The 19,999-nt window shown below is 60.0% G+C and carries 18 protein-coding genes and 1 tRNA gene; 13 read left to right on the plus strand and 6 right to left on the minus strand.

Annotated features, from left to right (window positions below):
- Nucleotides 1–47 precede the first annotated feature (47 nt).
- Nucleotides 48–995 carry a phosphatase PAP2 family protein gene (locus FAA97_RS00725; RefSeq protein WP_136596622.1) on the minus strand — a complete coding sequence of 316 codons (948 nt, stop codon included), beginning with the start codon at nt 993–995 and terminating at the stop codon, nt 48–50.
- Between the two features lie 151 nt (nt 996–1,146).
- Here FAA97_RS00725 and FAA97_RS00730 point away from each other — a divergent pair, with 151 nt between their 5' ends.
- Nucleotides 1,147–1,872 carry a DUF1868 domain-containing protein gene (locus FAA97_RS00730; protein ID WP_136596623.1) on the plus strand — a complete coding sequence of 242 codons (726 nt, stop codon included), beginning with the start codon at nt 1,147–1,149 and terminating at the stop codon, nt 1,870–1,872.
- Between the two features lie 65 nt (nt 1,873–1,937).
- On the opposite strand, the gene FAA97_RS00735 is transcribed toward FAA97_RS00730, so the two are convergent.
- The gene (locus tag FAA97_RS00735) at nt 1,938–4,310 is read right to left on the minus strand and encodes a methyl-accepting chemotaxis protein (protein WP_136596624.1); all 2,373 of its coding nucleotides are present in this window, start codon (nt 4,308–4,310) and stop codon (nt 1,938–1,940) included.
- A 250-nt stretch (nt 4,311–4,560) separates the two neighbouring features.
- On the opposite strand from FAA97_RS00735, the gene FAA97_RS00740 reads away from it, so the two are divergent.
- The 3 genes from FAA97_RS00740 to FAA97_RS00750 all read left to right on the plus strand — a co-directional run bounded on the left by FAA97_RS00740 (nt 4,561) and on the right by FAA97_RS00750 (nt 7,774).
- Nucleotides 4,561–5,229, plus strand: coding sequence for a glutathione S-transferase family protein (locus tag FAA97_RS00740; RefSeq protein ID WP_136596625.1), 669 nt, complete (start codon nt 4,561–4,563; stop codon nt 5,227–5,229).
- Nucleotides 5,230–5,302: 73 nt separating this feature from the next.
- On the plus strand, nt 5,303–6,229 hold the full coding sequence (gene ypfJ, locus FAA97_RS00745; RefSeq protein ID WP_136596626.1) for a KPN_02809 family neutral zinc metallopeptidase: 927 nt from the start codon (nt 5,303–5,305) through the stop codon (nt 6,227–6,229).
- A gap of 144 nt (nt 6,230–6,373) precedes the next feature.
- Nucleotides 6,374–7,774: an MATE family efflux transporter gene (locus FAA97_RS00750; protein ID WP_136596627.1), complete on the plus strand. Its 1,401-nt coding sequence runs from the start codon at nt 6,374–6,376 to the stop codon at nt 7,772–7,774.
- Nucleotides 7,775–7,810: 36 nt separating this feature from the next.
- On the opposite strand, the gene carA is transcribed toward FAA97_RS00750, so the two are convergent.
- On the minus strand, nt 7,811–9,016 hold the full coding sequence (carA, locus tag FAA97_RS00755; protein ID WP_136596628.1) for a glutamine-hydrolyzing carbamoyl-phosphate synthase small subunit: 1,206 nt from the start codon (nt 9,014–9,016) through the stop codon (nt 7,811–7,813).
- Between the two features lie 311 nt (nt 9,017–9,327).
- Here carA and FAA97_RS00760 point away from each other — a divergent pair, with 311 nt between their 5' ends.
- From FAA97_RS00760 to FAA97_RS00775, 4 genes are all read left to right on the plus strand, one after another.
- Nucleotides 9,328–9,780: a GatB/YqeY domain-containing protein gene (locus FAA97_RS00760; RefSeq protein WP_136596629.1), complete on the plus strand. Its 453-nt coding sequence runs from the start codon at nt 9,328–9,330 to the stop codon at nt 9,778–9,780.
- Nucleotides 9,781–9,948: 168 nt separating this feature from the next.
- Complete coding sequence (gene dnaG / locus FAA97_RS00765) at nt 9,949–11,958, plus strand: DNA primase (RefSeq protein WP_136596630.1); 2,010 nt, start codon at nt 9,949–9,951, stop codon at nt 11,956–11,958.
- 397 nt (nt 11,959–12,355) lie between these two features.
- Nucleotides 12,356–14,416, plus strand: a complete 2,061-nt coding sequence (rpoD, locus tag FAA97_RS00770) for an RNA polymerase sigma factor RpoD (RefSeq protein ID WP_136596631.1) — start codon at nt 12,356–12,358, stop codon at nt 14,414–14,416.
- 66 nt (nt 14,417–14,482) lie between these two features.
- Nucleotides 14,483–15,703: a DUF930 domain-containing protein gene (locus FAA97_RS00775; protein ID WP_136596632.1), complete on the plus strand. Its 1,221-nt coding sequence runs from the start codon at nt 14,483–14,485 to the stop codon at nt 15,701–15,703.
- A 3-nt stretch (nt 15,704–15,706) separates the two neighbouring features.
- Here FAA97_RS00775 and FAA97_RS00780 read toward each other — a convergent pair whose 3' ends face one another.
- Nucleotides 15,707–16,309: a LysE/ArgO family amino acid transporter gene (locus tag FAA97_RS00780; protein WP_136596633.1), complete on the minus strand. Its 603-nt coding sequence runs from the start codon at nt 16,307–16,309 to the stop codon at nt 15,707–15,709.
- Nucleotides 16,310–16,395: 86 nt separating this feature from the next.
- Between FAA97_RS00780 and FAA97_RS00785 the strand changes: the two genes are divergently transcribed.
- Complete coding sequence (locus tag FAA97_RS00785) at nt 16,396–17,295, plus strand: LysR family transcriptional regulator ArgP (protein WP_136596634.1); 900 nt, start codon at nt 16,396–16,398, stop codon at nt 17,293–17,295.
- 57 nt (nt 17,296–17,352) lie between these two features.
- Entirely contained in the window at nt 17,353–17,733 is a 381-nt protein-coding gene (locus FAA97_RS00790) for a YybH family protein (RefSeq protein WP_136596635.1), read from the plus strand.
- Here FAA97_RS00790 and FAA97_RS00795 read toward each other — a convergent pair whose 3' ends face one another.
- Entirely contained in the window at nt 17,734–18,195 is a 462-nt protein-coding gene (locus FAA97_RS00795; RefSeq protein WP_136596636.1) for a heme-degrading domain-containing protein, read from the minus strand.
- Between the two features lie 101 nt (nt 18,196–18,296).
- Here FAA97_RS00795 and FAA97_RS00800 point away from each other — a divergent pair, with 101 nt between their 5' ends.
- The 3 genes from FAA97_RS00800 (at nt 18,297) to FAA97_RS00810 (ending at nt 19,774) form a co-directional block, all read left to right on the plus strand.
- A complete protein-coding gene (locus tag FAA97_RS00800; protein ID WP_136596637.1) occupies nt 18,297–18,713 on the plus strand; it encodes a secondary thiamine-phosphate synthase enzyme YjbQ in 417 nt (138 codons plus the stop codon).
- Nucleotides 18,714–18,862: 149 nt separating this feature from the next.
- Nucleotides 18,863–19,249 (plus strand): hypothetical protein, encoded by a 387-nt coding sequence (locus FAA97_RS00805; RefSeq protein ID WP_136596638.1) that lies wholly within the window; start codon nt 18,863–18,865, stop codon nt 19,247–19,249.
- Between the two features lie 201 nt (nt 19,250–19,450).
- On the plus strand, nt 19,451–19,774 hold the full coding sequence (locus FAA97_RS00810; RefSeq protein ID WP_246041305.1) for an ATPase inhibitor subunit zeta: 324 nt from the start codon (nt 19,451–19,453) through the stop codon (nt 19,772–19,774).
- A 58-nt stretch (nt 19,775–19,832) separates the two neighbouring features.
- Here FAA97_RS00810 and FAA97_RS00815 read toward each other — a convergent pair.
- Nucleotides 19,833–19,908: transfer RNA gene (locus FAA97_RS00815), tRNA-Ile, on the minus strand.
- Nucleotides 19,909–19,999: the final 91 nt, after the last annotated feature.

Genomic DNA, 19,999 nt, shown 5'->3' on the forward strand with positions numbered 1-19,999 from the left:
GGGAGTGGCGGCTCGGATGATGAGCTAACACCCGCCGAGCGTACTAGTTAAAATGGCAGGTCGAGTGCCGGAGCACGCACAGGCCGCCGCAGGATCGGAGGGCTGACCCGGGCCAATCGCGTCACCAGCCATAGGGCGGCAATCGCGAGAAGTGCACCGGCAACGACATCGACAAGATAGTGGGCGCCATGGGAGAGGGTGGAAATGGCCATGCAGATATTCAGGAAGAGGACTGGATATCGCAGCCATGGTACGGTCAATGTACTCACTGCGCAGACGACCGCCGTTGCGGTGTGTACCGAGGGAAAAGTCAGGATTCCTTGAGCGTCGTCCAGTGAAAGCACGAACTCGGTTTGATTTCTCACTGCATGGAACTGCTCAAGGAAAGCGAAACCGAATTGGGCATTGATTGACTGCAGTAGATTTCCATCGATTCCGTAGGTGATGTTGGTTGCTTCCGCAGGAAACCAAATTGAGATCAAGCTGGCGGCAAAGCAGGCAATGGCATAGCTCAGCACAAGACCAAAGCCGCGCACGGCCTGTCCGAAAAGAATGAGGATTGGCGGCAACAACACAAGTTGGACGGCGAATGATGCGTAAGCCTGCATCAGTAGCCAGGCCAGCCACGGTTGAGAATCGACCCAATGGATGAAAGCAGCTCCGTCGAAGCCCAACGTTCTGTCGGCGGAGGCGAGAAGCTGATCTGCAAGGGGCAGATTGACCGAGGTGGCCATATAGGATGCAACAAGGCCGAGAATGGACAAGGCCACGCCGATAGACAAGGTTTCCAAAACGAGAGACCAATTGAGAAACCCACGTCGCGCGCAGATTGCAGACGCGACGATCAGGATACAGAGGCTGATGGTTGCCTGCTGCAGCGATTGGTACTCTAAAGAAATCTTCGACGTCAGATATAAAACTACGACCACAAGGCTGCTTGCAATCATGAATAGCAGCAGCCACCCGCGAAGGTTTTCTGCATCCCGCGTTAACATTTACCGCCTCCGTCGCTGCCCGAGAGCGCAATTTGTGAAGAGCAGAGTTTAAAATTGCGTTCGCGCCGAAACACCGTCGCCACTAAGCGGTCGTCATAGCAGGTTCATGGAAGGCTGATAGCGGCTCGCCATCACGGCTGAGGATCACTATATGCTCCCTGATCACCCACAGATTCCCGACCACCTTCAATTCGCATCCAGACGGCTTAATCCCGGCCCTATTCCGCATCTCGGTTCGCGCTACAACACGTCCGGCGTTTTTCTCGCCGAACGTGGCAATACGGTCGTTTGTCATCTTGTTGAGGGAAGCGAGACCGAGGCGGCGATACATGCCGCGCGGCAGCGCTTCATCCAGATGCCCGGGGCGGAAAAGCTTGCCTTCACGGCGCAATCCAGCCTGCATATGACCCTCTTTCAGGGGATTATCGAGACACGGCGCGCGCAGCCTTATTGGCCGCAGGATATTCCAGTCGAAACGCCGGTTGACGATATGACGGCGATCTTCATGGATCGGTTGGCGGGTTTTGAACCGGGCGATGCCTTTTCGGTTGAGGTCTTGCATGCAACCCCGCTCGGGTTGACGGTTGGCCCGGTGACCGAGCGTGATCGGGTGATCCTGAAGGACTGGCGGGATCGTCTGACGGATCTGCTTGGCTATCGCCATCCTGACCACGACACGTATCGTTTCCACATCACCTTCGCCTACATGACCGAGCTGTTCGATGATCAGACCCTGCCGGCATGGATGCCATTCCTTAAAGAGGTTGCCAAGGATATCAGCAGGAGAGCTCCGGTTATTACGCTCAAGGCACCAGCCTTTTGCGCCTTCGACGACATGAACCACTTCGAAGAGCTTCTTGTCTTCAATCCAAGGTAAGAGCCCTCAAGCGCGGATGACGAGCCAAGGCTCGTCATCCGGTCTCTGGCGAATTGGTTTGAGGATCAGAACTCTTCCCACTCGCCGCCGCTCGCTGCGGGTTTGGCGCCCATGGCTGACGCGATCTTGCCGGCAAGTGTACGGGCCGGTGAGGCAACCGGACGAACAGTCTCGCTTGCGGCGACGGGGCGCGCGCGGTTGTCTGGACGGCCGACTGTCTGGTTGGGGGCGGTATAGGACGCAGCTGAAGCGGCTGTCGCACCATGGTGTGCTGCCGAGCCGAGATTGAATTGCCCCAGCCGCGCCGACAGCGCCTGCACTTCCGAGACGAGGGTATGCGAGGCGGCATTGGTTTCTTCGACCATGGCCGCGTTTTTCTGCGTCCCCTGGTCCATGACATTAACCGCAGTGTTGACTTCCTGCAGTCCGGTCGACTGTTCGCGGGCTGCATCCACGATGGCGTGGACGTTGCTGTTGACCTCCTGCACCTCGGCCACGATCGCAGCCAGGGCCTCGCCGGTTTCGTCGACCAGCGAGACACCGTGCCTCACCTGTTCGCCGGACGCCGTGATCAGCGCCTTGATCTCCTTGGCGGCATTGGCCGAGCGCTGGGCGAGTTCGCGCACTTCCTGCGCAACCACTGCAAAACCCTTGCCGGCTTCGCCAGCGCGGGCCGCCTCGACGCCGGCATTGAGCGCCAGAAGATTGGTCTGGAAGGCGATCTCGTCGATGACGCCGATGATGTTCGAAATCGACTGCGACGACTGCTCGATGGCGCTCATGGCGTCTATCGCCGAGCGGACCACTTCACCTGATCGTTCAGCACTTTCCTTGGTGCGGCTGACCTGCTGGCCGGCCATTTCTGCCCGTTCGGTCGATTCCCGGACCGAGCGCGTGATCTGCGACAGAGCCGCGGAGGTTTCCTCCACCGAGGCCGCTTGCTGTTCGGTGCGCTTGGCGAGATCGTCGGCGGCGGAGCGGATTTCGCGGGCGCCATTTTCGATGGTCGTGGCGTTGTCGCGGAAGGACATCATCGCGGCGCGCAGTTTCTCGATCGAGGCGTTGAAATTGCCTCGGATCTCGTCCATCGCCGGAGCAAAGGGCTTCTCCAGCTGGACGGTCATGTCGCCGTCGGACAGGCGGGCAAGGCCCGAGCGCAATTCCTCGACCACGAAGCGGATTTCGTCCTCGCGGGCCTTGTGACCCTTGGAGCGCTCGACACGCTCGAATTCTTCCTGCTCGTAGCGCGCTTCCGCCTGCTTTTCGAGATCGACCTTTTGGCGATTGGTCTCGAGCAGCACCTTGAGCGAACGGGAGAGATCGCCCAGTTCGTCCTTGCGGTCGCTGTCGGTCAGTTCGACATCGAGCTTGCCGGCGGCAATCGCGTTAGTCTGGCCAATGACCCGCTCGATGCGACCGGTAAAGCGACGCGCAAGCAGCGCGCCGACAAGGATCAGGAGCGCAGTTGCGGCAATAATGATGATTGCCGAGGTCCAGATCGTTTCGGTAAGCGCGGCGAAGACCGTGGCTTTCGGTGCTGCCACGACGAGGTTCCAGACCGCGCCGGGGAAGGGCTCGATCGGGATGGCGATGGCAAGCTGCTCGATCCCCTTGTGGTCAACGAGGGTGCCTGCTGTTCCGGGCGCCTTCAGCAGGCTTTCAACGGCTTTCACGTCCAGGCCGCTCGCCGCGAGCGATTTGCCCATCAGGCTCTTGTCGGGATGGCTGACAAAGGTGTTGGCGCTTGACAGCAGTGCCACATAACCATCGCCCAGCGGGCGGATCGCGGCGAGGGTAGCGGCGGTCTGGTCGAGATCGATATCAGCGCCGACATAGGCAACGGGCTTGCCGGCATCGAAGATTGGCACCGACAGCGTGGTCATCAGGACATCCTTGCCGTCCACGGCATAGACATAAGGTTCGAGGATGACGTCCTTCCCCGATGTCACCGGAAGAATGTAGTAGTCGCCGGCCCCGGGCTTGTCGTAGTCGACGAGCACGTCGGATTTGATCGTGCCTTGCGATCGGAAGATGTAGGGCACGAACCGGCCAGTCGCATCGTGGGCGGGTTTGCCGATGAAATCCTTGTCCTTGCCGTCAAAAGCGTTGGGTTCCCAACCGGTCGATAGACCGATGGCGCCCGGGAAGCGGGAGAGCGCTTCCGTCATCGAGGCCATGGCAAGCGCGCGATCTGCGCCGGCATCGCGTATTGCCGCGAGCGATGCCTCCAATCCCACCACCATCTGATGAGCAGCAGACAAAGTCTGTTCGGTGTCCGCGGCCGCCTCGATCGCTGCCATCTTCATCTGATCGACCGATGCGCTGCGGATGCTGTCGTAGCTTGAAGCCACGATCGCCGATGCCACGCCAAGCGTCGTTACGGCTCCCAGCGCAACGGTTGCGAAGATGTTATGGCTCGTTGCGGATCGGAATAACATGGGGGAGCTTCCTGAAAACTAGCGCGAGGTCTTGATGATGCGGCGGTGCGACAGGCAGTTTCGCCCCGTAATTGTCATGAACTTTATGTGGTCATGGTTAAGCATACCTTTATGTTTGGCGGTGCTGATCTTGCCAGAACCGAAGTCGAATGGTGTGATCGCGAGGGAACACGCGCTTTGCTTTCAGACTTGTGCTCGAGACCGCTCCACGCTGAGCGGACAAGCTGGATGAATGCGAAAGGAACGCTTGATGATTACGGTCCACTATCTCGACAACTCGCGGGCGCACCGGATCTTGTGGCTGCTGGAGGAGTTGGGGCTCGACTATGAGGTCCAGATCTACAAGCGCGGTCCTGATTATCGTGCTCCAGAGCGCCTGAAGGCGATCCATCCACTGGGCAAGTCGCCCGTAATCACAGATGGGGACAGGGTGGTGGCCGAAAGCGGTGCCATCATTGAATATCTTCTGGACAGCTATGGCGGCGCATGGCTGCGACCGCAGCCGGAGACCGACGCGTTTTTGCGCTACCGGTATTTTCTTCACTACGCCGAGGGATCGGCAATGCCGCTGCTGGTCATGACGCTGATCTTTGCGCGTATCCCCAAGCAGGTGCCGTTTATCATCCGTCCGATTGCTCGCATGATCAGCGATGGCGTGTCGAAGGTTCTGCTGAAGCCGCAACTTTCCGACCATCTTGCATTCTGGAAAGCGGAATTGGCAAAGAGCGACTGGTTTGCCGGGGATCAGTTTACCGCGGCCGATATAGCCATGAGTTTTCCGGTAGAGGCTGGCATGACGCGGTTTGGGCAGAACGGCGATGTCAGGGTGCTGCGCGACTGGCTCGATCGTATCCGGGCCCGGCCGGCCTATCAGCGCGCGCTTTCGCGCGGCGGCACCTATGTCTATGCCGACAGTTAGGCCTTGATCTCCTCACATTGGAACGCATTGTTATCTGCAACGTTGAAGGCGGCAATCGAGCGGGAGAAGCATCATGGAATGGAGAGGCCGTCGGCAATCCAACAATATTGAAGATCGACGCGGTCAATCGCGGGGTGGCGGTTTTGGCGGCAGTCCCTTTGGGAGGCCAGGGATCAGAATTCCGATGGGCGGTCGACGTGGCGGCGGTTTGAGCATCGGGACCATCATCTTTCTCGTCGTCATCTATTTTGTCCTCAAGGCCATGGGCATCGACATGCTGCAGGTGCTCGGTAAGGGCAATGTCGCCGGCGGCGGCTCGGGCTACGAACAACAAGTCGGCACGCGTCCTGGGACGCCGTCTAATGACGACACCACGGCATTCGTTCGGACTGTTCTGGCCGAGACAGAGTCCACGTGGAATGCGATCTTCTCACAATCTGGAGAAACTTATCAGGAGCCGGTCCTGGTTCTTTTCAGCGGTGGCGTGAGCTCCGCCTGCGGACAGGCCTCGTCTGCAAGTGGTCCCTTCTACTGCCCGGCTGATCGCAAGGTTTATCTCGACACCAATTTCTTCCGCGAGCTCGAGCAGAAGTTCGATGCGGCAGGCGATTTTGCCCAGGCCTATGTGATTGCCCATGAAGTCGGGCATCACGTGCAGAACCTCACCGGCGTGCTGCCGGAATTCAATCGACAGCGCCAGTCGATGGGGCAACGCGAAGCCAATCAGATGTCGGTTCGGGTCGAGCTGCAGGCGGATTGCTACGCCGGGATCTGGGCGAAATCCGTGGCCAATCGGAACATTCTCTCCGACGGTGATCTCGAGGAGGCGCTGAATGCCGCTTCCCAGATTGGCGATGACACGCTGCAAAAGCGTAGCCAAGGCTATGTCGTGCCTGACGCCTTCAACCATGGCAGCTCGAAGCAGCGCATGACCTGGTTCAAGCGCGGCTATGACAGTGGTGATGTCGGCGCCTGCGACACGTTCTCGGGCGCGCTCTAATCTATCACGCGTGCTGATCTGTCCACCAAACTATGTGGTGCATGGAATTCGCGCCTTGCCGCCCATGGCGCATTGACCTAATGCTTCCGGACATGCCGCTTTCCAGCCTTGCTGGGAGCGGTTTTTTCGTCCGGAAGATCCGCCATGAACACCGAAAGCCTAAACCAAGTCGAACGTCACACTCCCGGCAGCTGGATGCACCATATCCGCGCGACATTGTCGCTTGGAATTCCCTTGATCGGGGCGCAGCTGGCGCAGCTCGGCATCCATACCACCGATGTCCTGATCGTCGGGCAGCTCGGGGCCGTGTCGCTGGCCGCCATGGTGCTTGCGGGGCAGTTCTTCTTCACCATCTTCGTTTTCGGCTCAGGCTTTTCCATCGCTGTCATGCCGATGGTCGCACAGGCCTATGGGCGCGGCGAGGTGGTGTCGGTCCGCCGCTCGATCCGCATGGGTATGTGGGTCGCCATTCTCTATGTGCTGGTGACTGCGCCGCTGTTCTACTTTGCCGAAGAGATCCTGCTGGCGCTCGGTCAAAAGCCGGAGGTTGCGGCACTCGCAGCAAGTTATATTCAGATCGTCCAATTCGGACTCTTGCCCGCTTTGCTTTTTGCTGTCCTGCGCGCGCTGGTCAGCGCCTCCGGGCGGGCGCGGATCGTGCTCTGGATCACGGTTGGCATTCTGGTGTTGAACGCCATCTTGGCCTATGCCCTCGTTCTCGGCCACTTTGGCTTTCCCAAACTTGGCATGATGGGTGCCGCACTTGTTGCGGTTCTCGTGCAGTGGGTGAGCTTCATCGCCATGGTGACGTATCTGCAGATGCAGGACGAGACCCGCCGCTACGAGTTGTTCGTGCGTTTTTGGCGTCCGGATTGGCAGGCGTTTCGCGAGGTCGTCGTGCTCGGCCTGCCGATCAGCGTCACTGTTTTGGCCGAAGTCAGCCTGTTCAGTGCGGCCTCGCTTTTGATGGGGCGCATCGGCACAATCGAGCTTGCGGCGCATGGGATCGCGCTTCAGCTCGCCTCGATTGCCTTCATGATCCCGCTTGGGCTTTCGCAGGCCGCGACCGTCAGGGTAGGGCTTGCGCATGGGCGGGGCAACTACCCCGAGCTCGTGCGGGCGGCGATCACCGTGACGACAATCGCCTGCATTCTGTCGCTCACCGGCAGCATACTCTTTCTGCTTGCCTCGGGCCCCTTGTCCGGCGCCTTTCTCAACGAGGCAACACCATCGGCGCCCGAGGTTCTCGCCTATGCGGGGCCGCTGGTCATGGTCGCCGGGGTGTTTCAGCTGGTGGATGGCTTGCAGGCCATTGCGGCGGGTCTTCTGCGCGGCCTGAAGGACGCGCGCGTGCCGATGTTCATCGCGCTGACCGCCTATTGGCCCATCGGCTTTTTTGTCGCCTGGCTGATGGCTTTCCCCTTGGGGGTGGGCGGGATCGGCATCTGGTTCGGTTTTTCGATCGGCCTTGCAAGTGCAGCCGTCATGCTGTGCCTGCGCTTCTACCTCAAAGTCCGTCAGGAAATGAAAACGGCCCGAATCTGATCCGGGCCGCTCAATCTCAACAGTCCCTGGCCGGGCTCAACGCTCGGCGAGTGCCGGCTCGCCCTTCGTCTCGCGCACCATGTTGATGAAGCGGCGGAACAGGTAGTGGCTGTCCTGCGGGCCGGGCGACGCTTCCGGGTGATGCTGCACGGAGAAGACCGGCTTGCCCTTGAGGCGGAGGCCGCAATTCGTGCCGTCGAAGAGAGAAACATGTGTTTCTTCAACGTTTTGCGGCAGCGATTTCGAGTCGACAGCAAAGCCGTGGTTCATCGATACGATTTCCACCTTGCCGGTCGTGTGGTCCTTGACCGGATGGTTGGCGCCGTGATGTCCCTGGTGCATTTTCTCGGTCTTGCCGCCAAGCGCGAGGCCCAGCATCTGGTGGCCGAGGCAGATGCCGAACAGCGGCTTGTCGGTATCGACCAGCGCCTGAATGACCGGGACCGCGTATGTCCCTGTTGCTGCCGGGTCGCCCGGACCGTTGGACAGGAAAACGCCGTCCGGGTTCAGGGCGAGAATATCTTCTGCAGATGTGGAGGCCGGAACGACGGTCACCTTGCAATCGAGGCCGGCAAAGAGGCGGAGGATGTTGCGCTTCACGCCGAAATCGACGCAGACGATGTGATACTTCGCCTCGTCTGACCCAAGCGTGGTGTGGCCGTCTGTCCAGTTCCAGTCCTTTTCAGACCAGGTGGACGACTGGCCAGACGTTGCGACCTTGGCGAGGTCAAGGTTTTCAAGGCCGCTCCAGGCTTTCGCCTCGGCCTTCAGGGCCTCAATGTCGAACACGCCGTTCGGGTCATGGGCGATGACGGCGTTGGGCGCGCCATGCTCGCGGATCCAGGCTGTCAGCGCGCGGGTATCGACCCCGGACAGGCCGATGACGCCACGCGCTTTCAGCCAGGCGTCGAGATGGGAAGCCGCACGATAGTTCGAGGGGTCGGTGATGTCGGCCTTGAAGATCGTGCCGACCGCGCCATGGCGGGCAGCCGGCGTCAGGTCTTCGATGTCTTCGTCGTTCGTGCCGACATTGCCGATATGTGGGAAGGTGAAGGTGACGATCTGGCCGAGATAGGAGGGATCGGTAAGAATTTCCTCGTATCCTGTCAGTGCCGTGTTGAAACAGACTTCTGCCTGAACCTTGCCTGTGGCGCCGATACCGTGCCCTTCAATGACAGTGCCGTCGGCAAGAACGAGGACAGCAGTCGGCTTGCGGGTCGTCCAGGGATTGGTCGCGGTCATGGTCGTTCCTTGTTTGCCCGCAGGACCGCCCTTGTCATGACGGTACGGCAGGGCCATCTGTGTTGCAGTTCGGGTCGCGCGGAATGGCGCGGCTCAGCCCTGATGACAATTTTCGTGCAGGTGCGGAGCAATAGACCTATCGAAGGACAAGGTCAATTCATCAGTCCTTGTGACGTGATGTTTGTTGCACGGCTTTTCAACGGTCTGCGCAATTTGTTTGCACTGCGAAATGTCTATGGCTATGAAACCCACTCGAAAGAACCCTTAAACATCCTTGCAATCCCGGCAGGAGATGTTCTGCGGAGAGACACATGTTACGCGATACGCTCGCCAATACGCTCAAAGATTCGCTGAAAGCCAAGGATGTCCGTCGGACCTCGACGGTTCGGCTCATTCAGGCTGCGATCAAGGATCGTGATATCGCCAATCGCGGCAATGGCAAGGATGCCGTCAGCGACGACGAAATCATGCAGATCCTCATGAAGATGATCAAGCAGCGCGAGGATTCAGCGCGCATCTATATGGAAAACCAACGCCCCGAGCTTGCACAGCAGGAGCTTGAGGAAATCGAGATCATCCGCTCTTTCATGCCCGAGCAGCTTTCGGAAGACAAGGTGCGCGAACTTTGCGCTGCCGTCATCTCCGAAACCGGGGCTCAAGGCCTGCGCGACATGGGCAAATGCATCAACGCTCTGAAGGAGCGCTATCCCGGACAGATGGATTTCGGCAAGGCTTCCGGCCTGGTCAAAGACCTCTTGAAATAAGGCCTGCGCCGTTCAAGGCTTGTGCGACGCCGCCTTCGGGCGGCGTTTGCTTTTTGTGCTGGTACGATCGATGCCGGTTGGCTTGTGAATAACGGGTATGGCGCGCGAAACCCTTGGCGCATGCCGCCAGTCGCGCCTATATGGAAGCCTAGCTTCCCAGGAACACAGATGCGCTTTTCCAGTGACTTTCTCGATGAGATCCGTGACCGCGTGCCGATTTCGGCCGTGGTGGGCCGGCGTGTCACCTGGGATCGCAAGAAAACCAATGTCTCACGCCAGGATTACTGGGCCTGCTGCCCGTTTCATGGCGAAAAGAGCCCGAGCTTTCACTGTGAGGACCGCAAAGGTCGCTACCATTGTTTTGGCTGCGGGGTCTCTGGCGATCATTTTCGCTTTCTGACAGATCTTGAGGGCTTGAGCTTCGTCGAGGCGGTCCAGCAGGTCGCGGATATGGCCGGCATTTCCATGCCGCAGCCTGATCCGCAGGCCGAGCGGCGCGAGCGCGAGCGCACGACGCTGCAGGACGTCATGGAAATGGCGACGCAGTTCTTTCAGGATCAGTTGCAAACGGCGAGTGGTGCGCGGGCGAGAGCCTATCTGCGGGAGCGTGGCCTGACCGGCCGCACGATCGAAACCTTTCGGCTGGGATATGCACCGGAGAGCCGCAATGCACTCAAGGAGTATCTGGCCGGCAAGGGCGTGCCGAAAGAGCAGATCGAGGCCTGCGGGCTTGTCGTCCATGGCCCGGACATTCCTGTTTCCTACGACCGGTTCCGTGATCGCATCATGTTCCCCATCCTGTCTTCGCGCGACAAGGTGATCGCCTTCGGCGGTCGTGCCATGGCAGCGGATGCGATGGCGAAGTATCTCAACTCCAACGAAACGGAACTCTTTCACAAGGGCAATGTGCTCTACAATTTCTCCCGAGCGCGTCGCGCTTTGCAGGGGGCGGGTGGAGCCGACACGCTGATTGCTGTTGAAGGCTATATGGATGTGATCGCGCTGTATCAGGCGGGCATCGAGAATGCGGTCGCGCCGCTTGGGACGGCGCTTACCGAAAACCAGCTGCAGCTGATGTGGAAGACGACGCCCGTGCCGGTCCTTTGCTTCGATGGCGATGGGGCAGGGCAGCGCGCGGCGTTTCGGGCTGTGGAGCTTGCGCTGCCGCATATCAAGCCTGGGCAATCCTTGCGCTTTGCCATGTTGCCGGATGGCAAGGACCCGGACGATCTGGTCAAGCATGATGGGCGTCAGCCCTTTGACCGCGTGATGGCCGAGGCAAAGCCGCTTGCCGAGATGGTGTGGATCCGCGAAGTCTCCTCGGCTTCGATCGATACGCCTGAAAAGCGCGCCGAGATCGAGGCGCGGCTGAAGCAGGTGGTGCAGGTGATCGCGGACGAGAATGTGCGCCGCCATTACCAACAGGACATCCGCGATCGTCTCTACGCCCTGTTTCAGGGAGCGCAGCCCGGGAGAGGGGAACGAGGCGGCTATAAGGGCGGGGCGAGCGGTGGTGGCAAGGCAACCGTCGGCGGTCGTTTCGGCGGTGGCGGCAGGCCGCCGGGTCCGATTGCGGCCAGCCGGGGCGCTGTGTCCGACAGGCTCGCGAGGTCCGGGCTGGTGCGTGGCCGCCAGGAGCAGCCAACCCTGCGCGAAAGCGTGCTGGCGCTGACCATCGTCAATCATCCGCAGTTGCTTGAGCAGGAATATGACGAGATCGCTGCGATCGACTACGACAATGCCGGATTGCAAAGGCTGTGGTCTTCGCTTCTGACTGCTGTTGCGGAACTTGGTTCGGCGCTTAGCCGCGAACAGCTCATTGCGCGCCTCGACAGCCTCGGCCACGGCGAAATCCTGCGGGCGCTCGATCAGCAGATCCGCAATGCCAGGCTTTGGATCGCCACCGAAATTGCAGCGCCTGAAGATGCGCGAGAGGCCTATCGTCAGGCGCTGTCGCTCTACAAGGGCGCGCGTGCGCTCAAGCGTCAGCGCATGGAGTTGGAGCGCGAAGTGGCAGAGGCGACGGAAGCGGATGATGGCGAGCGCATCGAGCAGTTGATCAACGCATTGCACGAGGTTCAGCTGGAGGTGGTTCGCATGGAAAACCAGGAAGCGATCATCGATGGTTTCGGCGTGATGTCCGGGCGGGTGCGGGGGCCAGCCACGGGCGCGCATTGAGGTGACCGGGCGCGATTTGCAGCACAAGAGGCAGGTGCCCCTTGTCAGCGCGTCAGTTGTGCCTACATGAGCAGTGGCTGTTGGTGTAGGGTGAAGATCCAAGATTGTTGTTGATTTTCCATCTTTTCAAGCGGAAAAGCTTGACGCCAACAAAAAATGTGGGAATCACCAAATCGAGCGCGCAATGTCGAATTGGGTTCGGATCGATATCTGGTATGGTGGCCGGCCATGCGAACATTTTCACGTTCGTGGGCGCGGTCGCGTCATCCTTGGTTAAGCAGGAATTAAGCAACACTCCGTTAGGTCACTGAGAGCTATCCGCCGGGGCGATTGATCCGCCTTGCATTCGCCCGGCAGCATAGATCGTGAGCAGACGTCAGGGAAAGCGACAGAATAAATGGCATCGAAAGTCAAAGAGAACGAAGAAGCTGACGGCGAACGCGACGGTGCAACCGACGGGCCGCTTCTCGATCTTTCCGATGACGCGGTCAAAAAAATGATCAAGGCCGCCAAGAAGCGCGGCTATGTCACCATGGACGAGTTGAATTCGGTTCTGCCTTCGGAGGAAGTGACCTCCGAGCAGATCGAAGACACCATGGCCATGCTGTCTGACATGGGCATCAACGTCATCGAAGACGAGGATGCCGAAGAAACGGCTGCCAGCGAAGACGACAGCGACGACGAAGCCGAGAGCGAAGGCGGTGAGCTTGCGCCGACCGCCGGCACTGCCGTTGCCACTGCCAAGAAGAAAGAGCCGACGGATCGTACCGACGACCCGGTGCGCATGTATCTGCGCGAAATGGGCTCCGTGGAACTTCTGTCGCGCGAAGGCGAAATCGCCATTGCCAAGCGCATTGAGGCCGGCCGCGAGACGATGATTTCGGGCCTCTGCGAGAGCCCGCTGACCTTCCAGGCGCTGATCATCTGGCGCGACGAGCTGAACGAAGGCACGACCCTTCTGCGCGAGATCATCGATCTCGAAACGACCTATTCCGGCCCGGAAGCCAAGGCTGCTCCGCAGTTTCAGTCTCCTGAAAAGATCGAGGCAGACCGCAAGGCTGCTGAAGAGAAGGAGCGGGAGCGCGCAAAGCGCCGTCCGCAGGCCTCGTCCGACGATGACGACATCACCGCGATTGGTGGTGAGGGTCTGCCTCCGGAAGAAGAGGAAGAGGACGAAGACGAATCGAACCTGTCTCTCGCCGCCATGGAAGCGGAACTCAGACCGCAGGTCATGGAGACCCTCGACGTCATCGCCGACACCTACAAGAAGCTGCGCAAGCTGCAGGACCAGCAGGTGGAGGCGCGTCTCGCCTGTGCCGGCACGCTGTCATCCGGCCAGGAGCGTCGCTACAAGGAGCTGAAGGATCAGCTGATCACGGCCGTCAAGTCGCTGTCGCTGAACCAGAACCGCATCGACAGCCTTGTCGAGCAGCTCTACGACATTTCCAAGCGCCTGATGCAGAACGAGGGTCGTCTGCTGCGTCTCGCCGAAAGCTATGGCGTCAAGCGCGACTCGTTCCTCGAGCAGTATTCCGGCACGGAACTCGACCCGAACTGGATGAAGTCGATCGCCAATCTTTCAGCCCGTGGCTGGAAGGATTTTGCGCGCGAAGAAAGCCAGACGATCCGCGACATTCGCGGCGAGATCCAGAACCTTGCGACCGAAACCGGGATTTCGATCACCGAATTCCGCCGCATCGTATCGATGGTGCAGAAGGGCGAGCGCGAAGCGCGCATCGCCAAGAAGGAAATGGTCGAGGCAAACCTGCGTCTCGTCATCTCGATCGCCAAGAAGTACACGAACCGCGGTCTGCAGTTCCTCGACCTCATTCAGGAAGGCAATATCGGCCTTATGAAGGCGGTCGACAAGTTCGAATACCGTCGCGGTTACAAGTTCTCGACCTATGCGACCTGGTGGATCCGTCAGGCGATCACCCGTTCGATCGCCGACCAGGCCCGCACGATCCGTATTCCGGTGCACATGATCGAAACGATCAACAAGATCGTTCGTACATCGCGCCAGATGCTGCACGAGATCGGTCGCGAGCCGACACCGGAAGAACTGGCCGAGAAGCTCGCCATGCCGCTCGAAAAGGTCCGCAAGGTCCTGAAGATCGCCAAGGAGCCGATCTCGCTCGAAACACCTGTCGGTGACGAAGAGGATTCGCATCTCGGCGACTTCATCGAAGACAAGAACGCGCTTCTGCCGATCGACGCCGCCATCCAAGCGAACCTGCGCGAAACGACGACCCGCGTTCTCGCCTCGCTCACCCCGCGTGAAGAGCGTGTTCTGCGCATGCGCTTCGGCATCGGCATGAACACCGACCATACGCTTGAAGAAGTCGGCCAGCAGTTCTCGGTCACCCGCGAACGTATCCGCCAGATCGAGGCCAAGGCGCTGAGGAAGCTGAAGCATCCGAGCCGGTCGAGAAAACTCCGGTCGTTCCTGGATAGCTAAGGCGAACCGAAATTTATGACTATCTGAAAACCCGGCAGGTGACATCCTGCCGGGTTTTCCTTTTGGGTGGGTTTTTGGTGGCCGGCGGTCGCAATCGAGCGTTTTTTACTGGAAGATCGGTCAAAGCCTCTCGATCCCGCCGGTATTCGCGCCTACATGCGCTGCATGCAGGATGATGGTGCGGCAGAACTGAAGACGAGGCGCGAGACGCCGATGGCGAGCTTGGCGCGGAGATCGCGGGGCGGCGTGATCCTTGCTGCGTCAATCTTTATTCATCTGCTGCTTCTGGCGCCCGTGCTTCTCTTTCTGACACCGCCGCCGCAACAGGCAGAGCCTGTCGAGAGCGTATCGGTCGAACTTGTGCCCCCTCCTGAGCTTGAGCCGGAAGCGGAGGCGCAAGAGGAAGCGGAAGCACAGGCAGAGCCGCCGGCGCCGGCTGAACCTCCTCCCGAGCCTGAACCCCAGCCGGTTGAAGAGCCGCCAGCCGAGCCCGTACCGCCAGCCGAGGAGCAACCGGTCGAGGAGCCGCCGCCAGCCGAAGAGCCCCCCGCCGAGGAGGCACCGGCACCGAGCGAGCCGGAGCCCGAGCTTCCGGCAGGGGATACGGCGCCAATCCCGGTCTTGCGGCCCGTCGTGCAGTTCGGCGAGAGGGACAGCGGAACGAACCTCTCCCGCGAGGGAGCGGCTGATGGCGCTCCGGAAGGGGAGGCTGCGGAGACGGAGGAGACGCCCGAGCCGGATGCGCCTGCCGAAGACCCTGCGGCGGAGGCGGAAGATGAGCCGAGCCTTGCTGCGCCTGAGTTGGCGCTGCCTGAGGCAGACGCTGCGGGCTACGGCGCACAAGATGCACCGGTGGAGACCCTGTCTCCCAGCGGCGAGACGATCTCCGTTTCGGCGGAGGAGGTGAGGGAGGCCGCGCTGAAGCCCCGTGACGTGGCACGGTTGTTTTCAACGGCCATTTCGAATGATCCGCTGGCTATGACAGCCATGGGGATGATGTCGCGTCAGGAGCGGGGCGACCAGCTGTGCGGCACCGAGCTTAGCCAGCAGCTTCGTCACGGGCGTCCCGGCTATGTACCGTATTTGTTGCCGATCCTGAGGATCGGCGAGAGCACTGTTGCCGACGTACCGCTGGCGGCGTTTCAGGACATCGATGGGCGGTGGATCAACATCGCAGTCCGCTGCGAGGTGGATGCGGATGCGACGCGGGTTGTGGATTTTTCGCTGTCCGTCGGTGCGGCAGTGCCGCGTGCCGAATGGCGCGCGCGCGGTTTCCCGGTTCAGTAGGGCTTACTCGAGAACCAGGCTGACGCCGATTGTTGTCATGACGATCCCGATCAGTAGGTCCAGCAGACGCCAGGAGATAGGCTGCGAAAAGAGCGGGGCAAGCAGACGTGCTCCATAGCCGAGGCTGAAGAAAAACACGAAAGAGGCCGTCATCGCGCCAAGCGCAAATGCCGTTTCGTGGCCTCCGTGCCGCGTCGAGATCGATCCGAGCAAAACGACAGTATCCAGGTACACATGCGGGTTTAGCCAGGTCAGCGCCAGACAGGTGGTGAGCGATGCCGCCAGTGACGTGTGCTCCGTTCCACGGGGGGAAAGCGCATTGCCGCCTCGCCACGCAGACCAGAAACTTCGCAGGGCATAGGCCAGGAGGAAGGCGGCGCCACAATAGCGCATCACCGGCTCCAGCCAGTCCAGCGACGCAAGCACGGTGGCGAAACCAGCAACGCCAAGGGCAATCAGAAGGGCATCAGAGAGGGCGCAGGTCAGCACAAGGGGAAACACATGTTCGCGCCTCAACCCCTGGCGTAGAATGAAGGCATTCTGCGCGCCTATGGCGACGATCAGGCTCAGACCCAATAGAAACCCCGATATCAAGGCTGCGTGCATGACAAGCTCCCGTGTTGGGAGATTTGACTAGCCAGTGACCCAAGATTAGAAAAGTGAATAATTATCAATCCGCATTAGGGCATCTAATGTTCGATCCTTCCCAACTGGCCGCATTGGCCGCTATTCTGCGCCATGGCAGTTTCGAGCGCGCGGCTTTTGCCCTGGGGGTCACGCAGTCTGCGATCTCGCAGAGAATGCGGGCGCTTGAGGAGCAGGTGGGAACGCCGCTGATCATCCGCGCCCAGCCCTGCGAGGCAACAGAGGCCGGTCGTCGTCTTTTCCAGCATTCCGAAGAACTGCGACTGCTCGAGCAGGACGTCAGACGCGATCTCGGCCTCCTCGGCGCCATGGCGCCCCGCGCAACCGACTGGCCGACGCTGCGGCTTGCCGTGAACGCGGATAGCCTGGCGACATGGTTTGTCCCGGCAATGGCATCGATTGACCAGGTTCTGTTTGATCTTGTGATCGACGATCAGGACCATAGCGCAGACTGGTTGCGGCGCGGTGAGGTGCGGGCGGCAATCAGCAGCATGTCCGAGCCGGTCCGCGGCTGTGATTGCGTGGCGCTTGGCAGGCTGCGCTATCTGGCGACGGCAAGTCCTGCATTCAGGGCGCGCTGGTTTGCGGACGGCGTGGTCTCTGTCGAGACACTATCGGACGCACCGGCGCTTACGTTCAACGCCAAGGACGATCTGCAACGCCGATGGGCGGACATGGCCGTCGGTCACGGGGTAACGCTCCGCTCGCATTGGCTCGCCTCCAGTACGGCCTTTGTCGAGGCCGCGCTCTGCGGTATGGGCTGGGGTATGAACCCTGTTCAGCTGATTGCCGATGCGCTGGCAGAGGGGCGGCTCGAAGAGCTGGTGCCTGATCTGCCGCTGGATGTGCCGCTCTATTGGCATGTCAGCCGTTCGGTGAAACGCCAGCTGGCGCCAGTGACGGATCTGGTTGTGGCGCATGCCGGCAAGGTGCTGCTGCCTCTCTAGAGGGGGCTTGTTTATCCAGCCGGCGGCGCTATCTCTTTGGAAAAAGGGAGAATTATCGTGTCTGTGCAAGATCAGGTTCTGGCTGTTCTCGACGCCTTCAATCGCCATGATTTCGACGCTTTGATGAGCGGCTTCAGCGATGAGGCAATACTCGATCTGCCTGATGGCATTCGCGTCATCGGTCGGTCCTCGTTTCGCGACACGCTATCGGCTTACGTCCTGCGGCATAGCCTCCAGGTGGAGGATGCGATCGTCATGACGGATGAGGCAGGGTTCAAGGTCGCGGTCGAATGCACGTTGAAAGGTCAGGATCACCGGCGCATCGATGCGCGGCCCCCAGGAGGCGGTGATCCCTATTCCTTGCCGGCTGTCCTCGTGCTTGAGCGAGACAATGGTCAATTCGGCCGTTTCAGTCTGTTCACGCAGGTCGCGCCCTGATCAGGCAAGACCGAGATGCGCTTCAAGCACCTCGATGATCATGGCATGATCCTCTTCGGATTTGAGCCCTGAGACAGTGATTGCTGCAATCACGCCGCTGCCGGCGATCCTTACCGGGAAGCTGCCGCCGTGATCGGCATAGTCGAGCGGATCTATGCCGATGTCGTGAGACAAGGAGCGCCCCTTGAGGCGGTTCGATTCGCCGACGCGCAGAGAGGACTTGTGGTAACGAAGCGCCACATTGCTCTTGCGACGCGCCCAGTGGTCGTTGTCGGGGGACGCGCCTGGGAGGGCTGCGTGAAACAGGGTGCGGTCAGGGGTGCGAATGTCGATTACAACAGGTGCCATTTGGACCAGCGCCTTCTCCACCAGCGCCTGACCTATCGTAAGCGCCGTCAGCTCGTTAAAGCTTTTGAAGACCAGGCGCTCTTCCTGTTTTTCGATCATGTCCATGAGGGTCATTGCCATTCCTTTCAACTCTGCACAGACATTAGACGAGGGGCGGGTCTATCGCCTAGGCCTCGCCGGGAAAATTCGAGCGGGCGTCACGAAAGGGAGTTGATATGACATTGCAGCGGATCATCCTCCAGACGAAGGGTCCAGGGCTCTACGAATTCACCGAAGCGGTGGCGGCGGCGGTCAAGTCCACGCAGGTCGGTGATGGTGTGATGACTGTCTTTGTCCGGCACACATCTTGTTCGCTGCTGATCCAGGAAAATGCCGATCCGACCGTCAAACTGGATCTCCTCGCTTATTTCCACCGGCTTGTTCCGCAGGCAACGGATCCCTCGATGGGCTATATCCGTCACCGCGACGAAGGGCCGGATGATATGCCGGCGCATATAAAGGCGGCGCTTTTGCCGGTATCGCTCTCGATCCCTTACGAATCCGGTCGTCTGATGCTGGGGACATGGCAGGGCATCTATCTTTTTGAACACCGTGACAGGCCGCATCGTCGCGAAGTGGTGCTGCAGTTTTGACCCTGCATTCTCGATGAACGGCATCTGAATGATGGATTCGGATAGCGTTCAGTCGCGGGATCGTAGTCTCTCCTCATCGCTGAAGGGCGCAGGACATCAACAGGCAGCTTTCGGGACGGCTCCGAAATCGGCCCTCAAGGAGAGAGACAATGATTGGCATGATCCGCAAAATCGCAATCGCAGCTATCGTTTCGTTGACAGCATTTGGCGGCACGGCGACGGTTGCCTTCGCTGACAGCTGGGGCGTTTATGTTGGTGGCTCGGGCTACGGAATCGAGGTCCGCGATGGCCACGGTCGCCATGACGATCGTGGACGCGGCTGGGGGCGCCATGATGACCGTCGTTGGGGACACCATGGACGCCGCGGCGAGTGCCGTCCGCATCATGCGCTGGAAAAAGCACGCTGGAACGGCATGCGCCGCGCCTTCGTCGCAGATGTCTCTCGCCGCCATGTCGTGGTCAAGGGCATCCGCCACGGTGACCGCGACCGAATGATCTTTGCAAATGTCCGCGGCTGCCCGGTCGTTCGCTATTGATCAGCACTAAAGCCGTCGAAGGGGAGCGGTTCTGCCGCTCCCTTCCTGGAAAGGCGGTCCTTTGGACCGGGTGCCCGTCACGATCGCTCACAGAGATTTGGTAGGCGGTGTTCGATTTTATATCTGCTTTCTGACACATTCATCTGCAACCCATGCGCAGATGACCAAAGGTCATGAAACGATACGAGGAGGACTGCTGTTTTGAGCCAGATTTTTACGCTGACATCGTCGCGCACGCCCAGCCTTTCGCAGGATGACGAAGCACTCGATTCTATCCGGGCGCGGAGAAACCAGCTCGCCGGCTTCTGGGCAGGGTCATTGCTGGGGTTGCAGGCTGAGGATCTTGGCCGGTATGCGGAGGATCTCCATGTCGTCGATCACATGGTCTCGGGTGACAGCGACGTGATTGCTCGCCTCCTGTCCGATTTCGCAGGCGCCGGGCTGACGATCTCGGAGGCCGACATCCAAATGGCACTGCGCCGGTTTCACCTGCAGGCGCTCAAGGATACCGGCTGCACCGAATAGGCTTCGCTGTAACCGCAGGACTGAGAGCAATCTGCTGTAGCCTGTTTTGAAAGGCAAATGGTGGGCCCGGAGGGACTCGAACCCCCAACCAAGCGGTTATGAGCCGCCGGCTCTAACCATTGAGCTACAGGCCCAGCCCGGCAATTGCCGTCGGGCGGGCAATGGTTCCCCCGCACCGAAGGCTTGGCTCTAACGCAATTCCTGAAGAGGGACAAGTCTTTGACG

The organism is Peteryoungia ipomoeae, from assembly GCF_004912165.1.
In the GTDB taxonomy this organism is placed as follows: Bacteria; Pseudomonadota; Alphaproteobacteria; order Rhizobiales; family Rhizobiaceae; genus Allorhizobium; species Allorhizobium ipomoeae.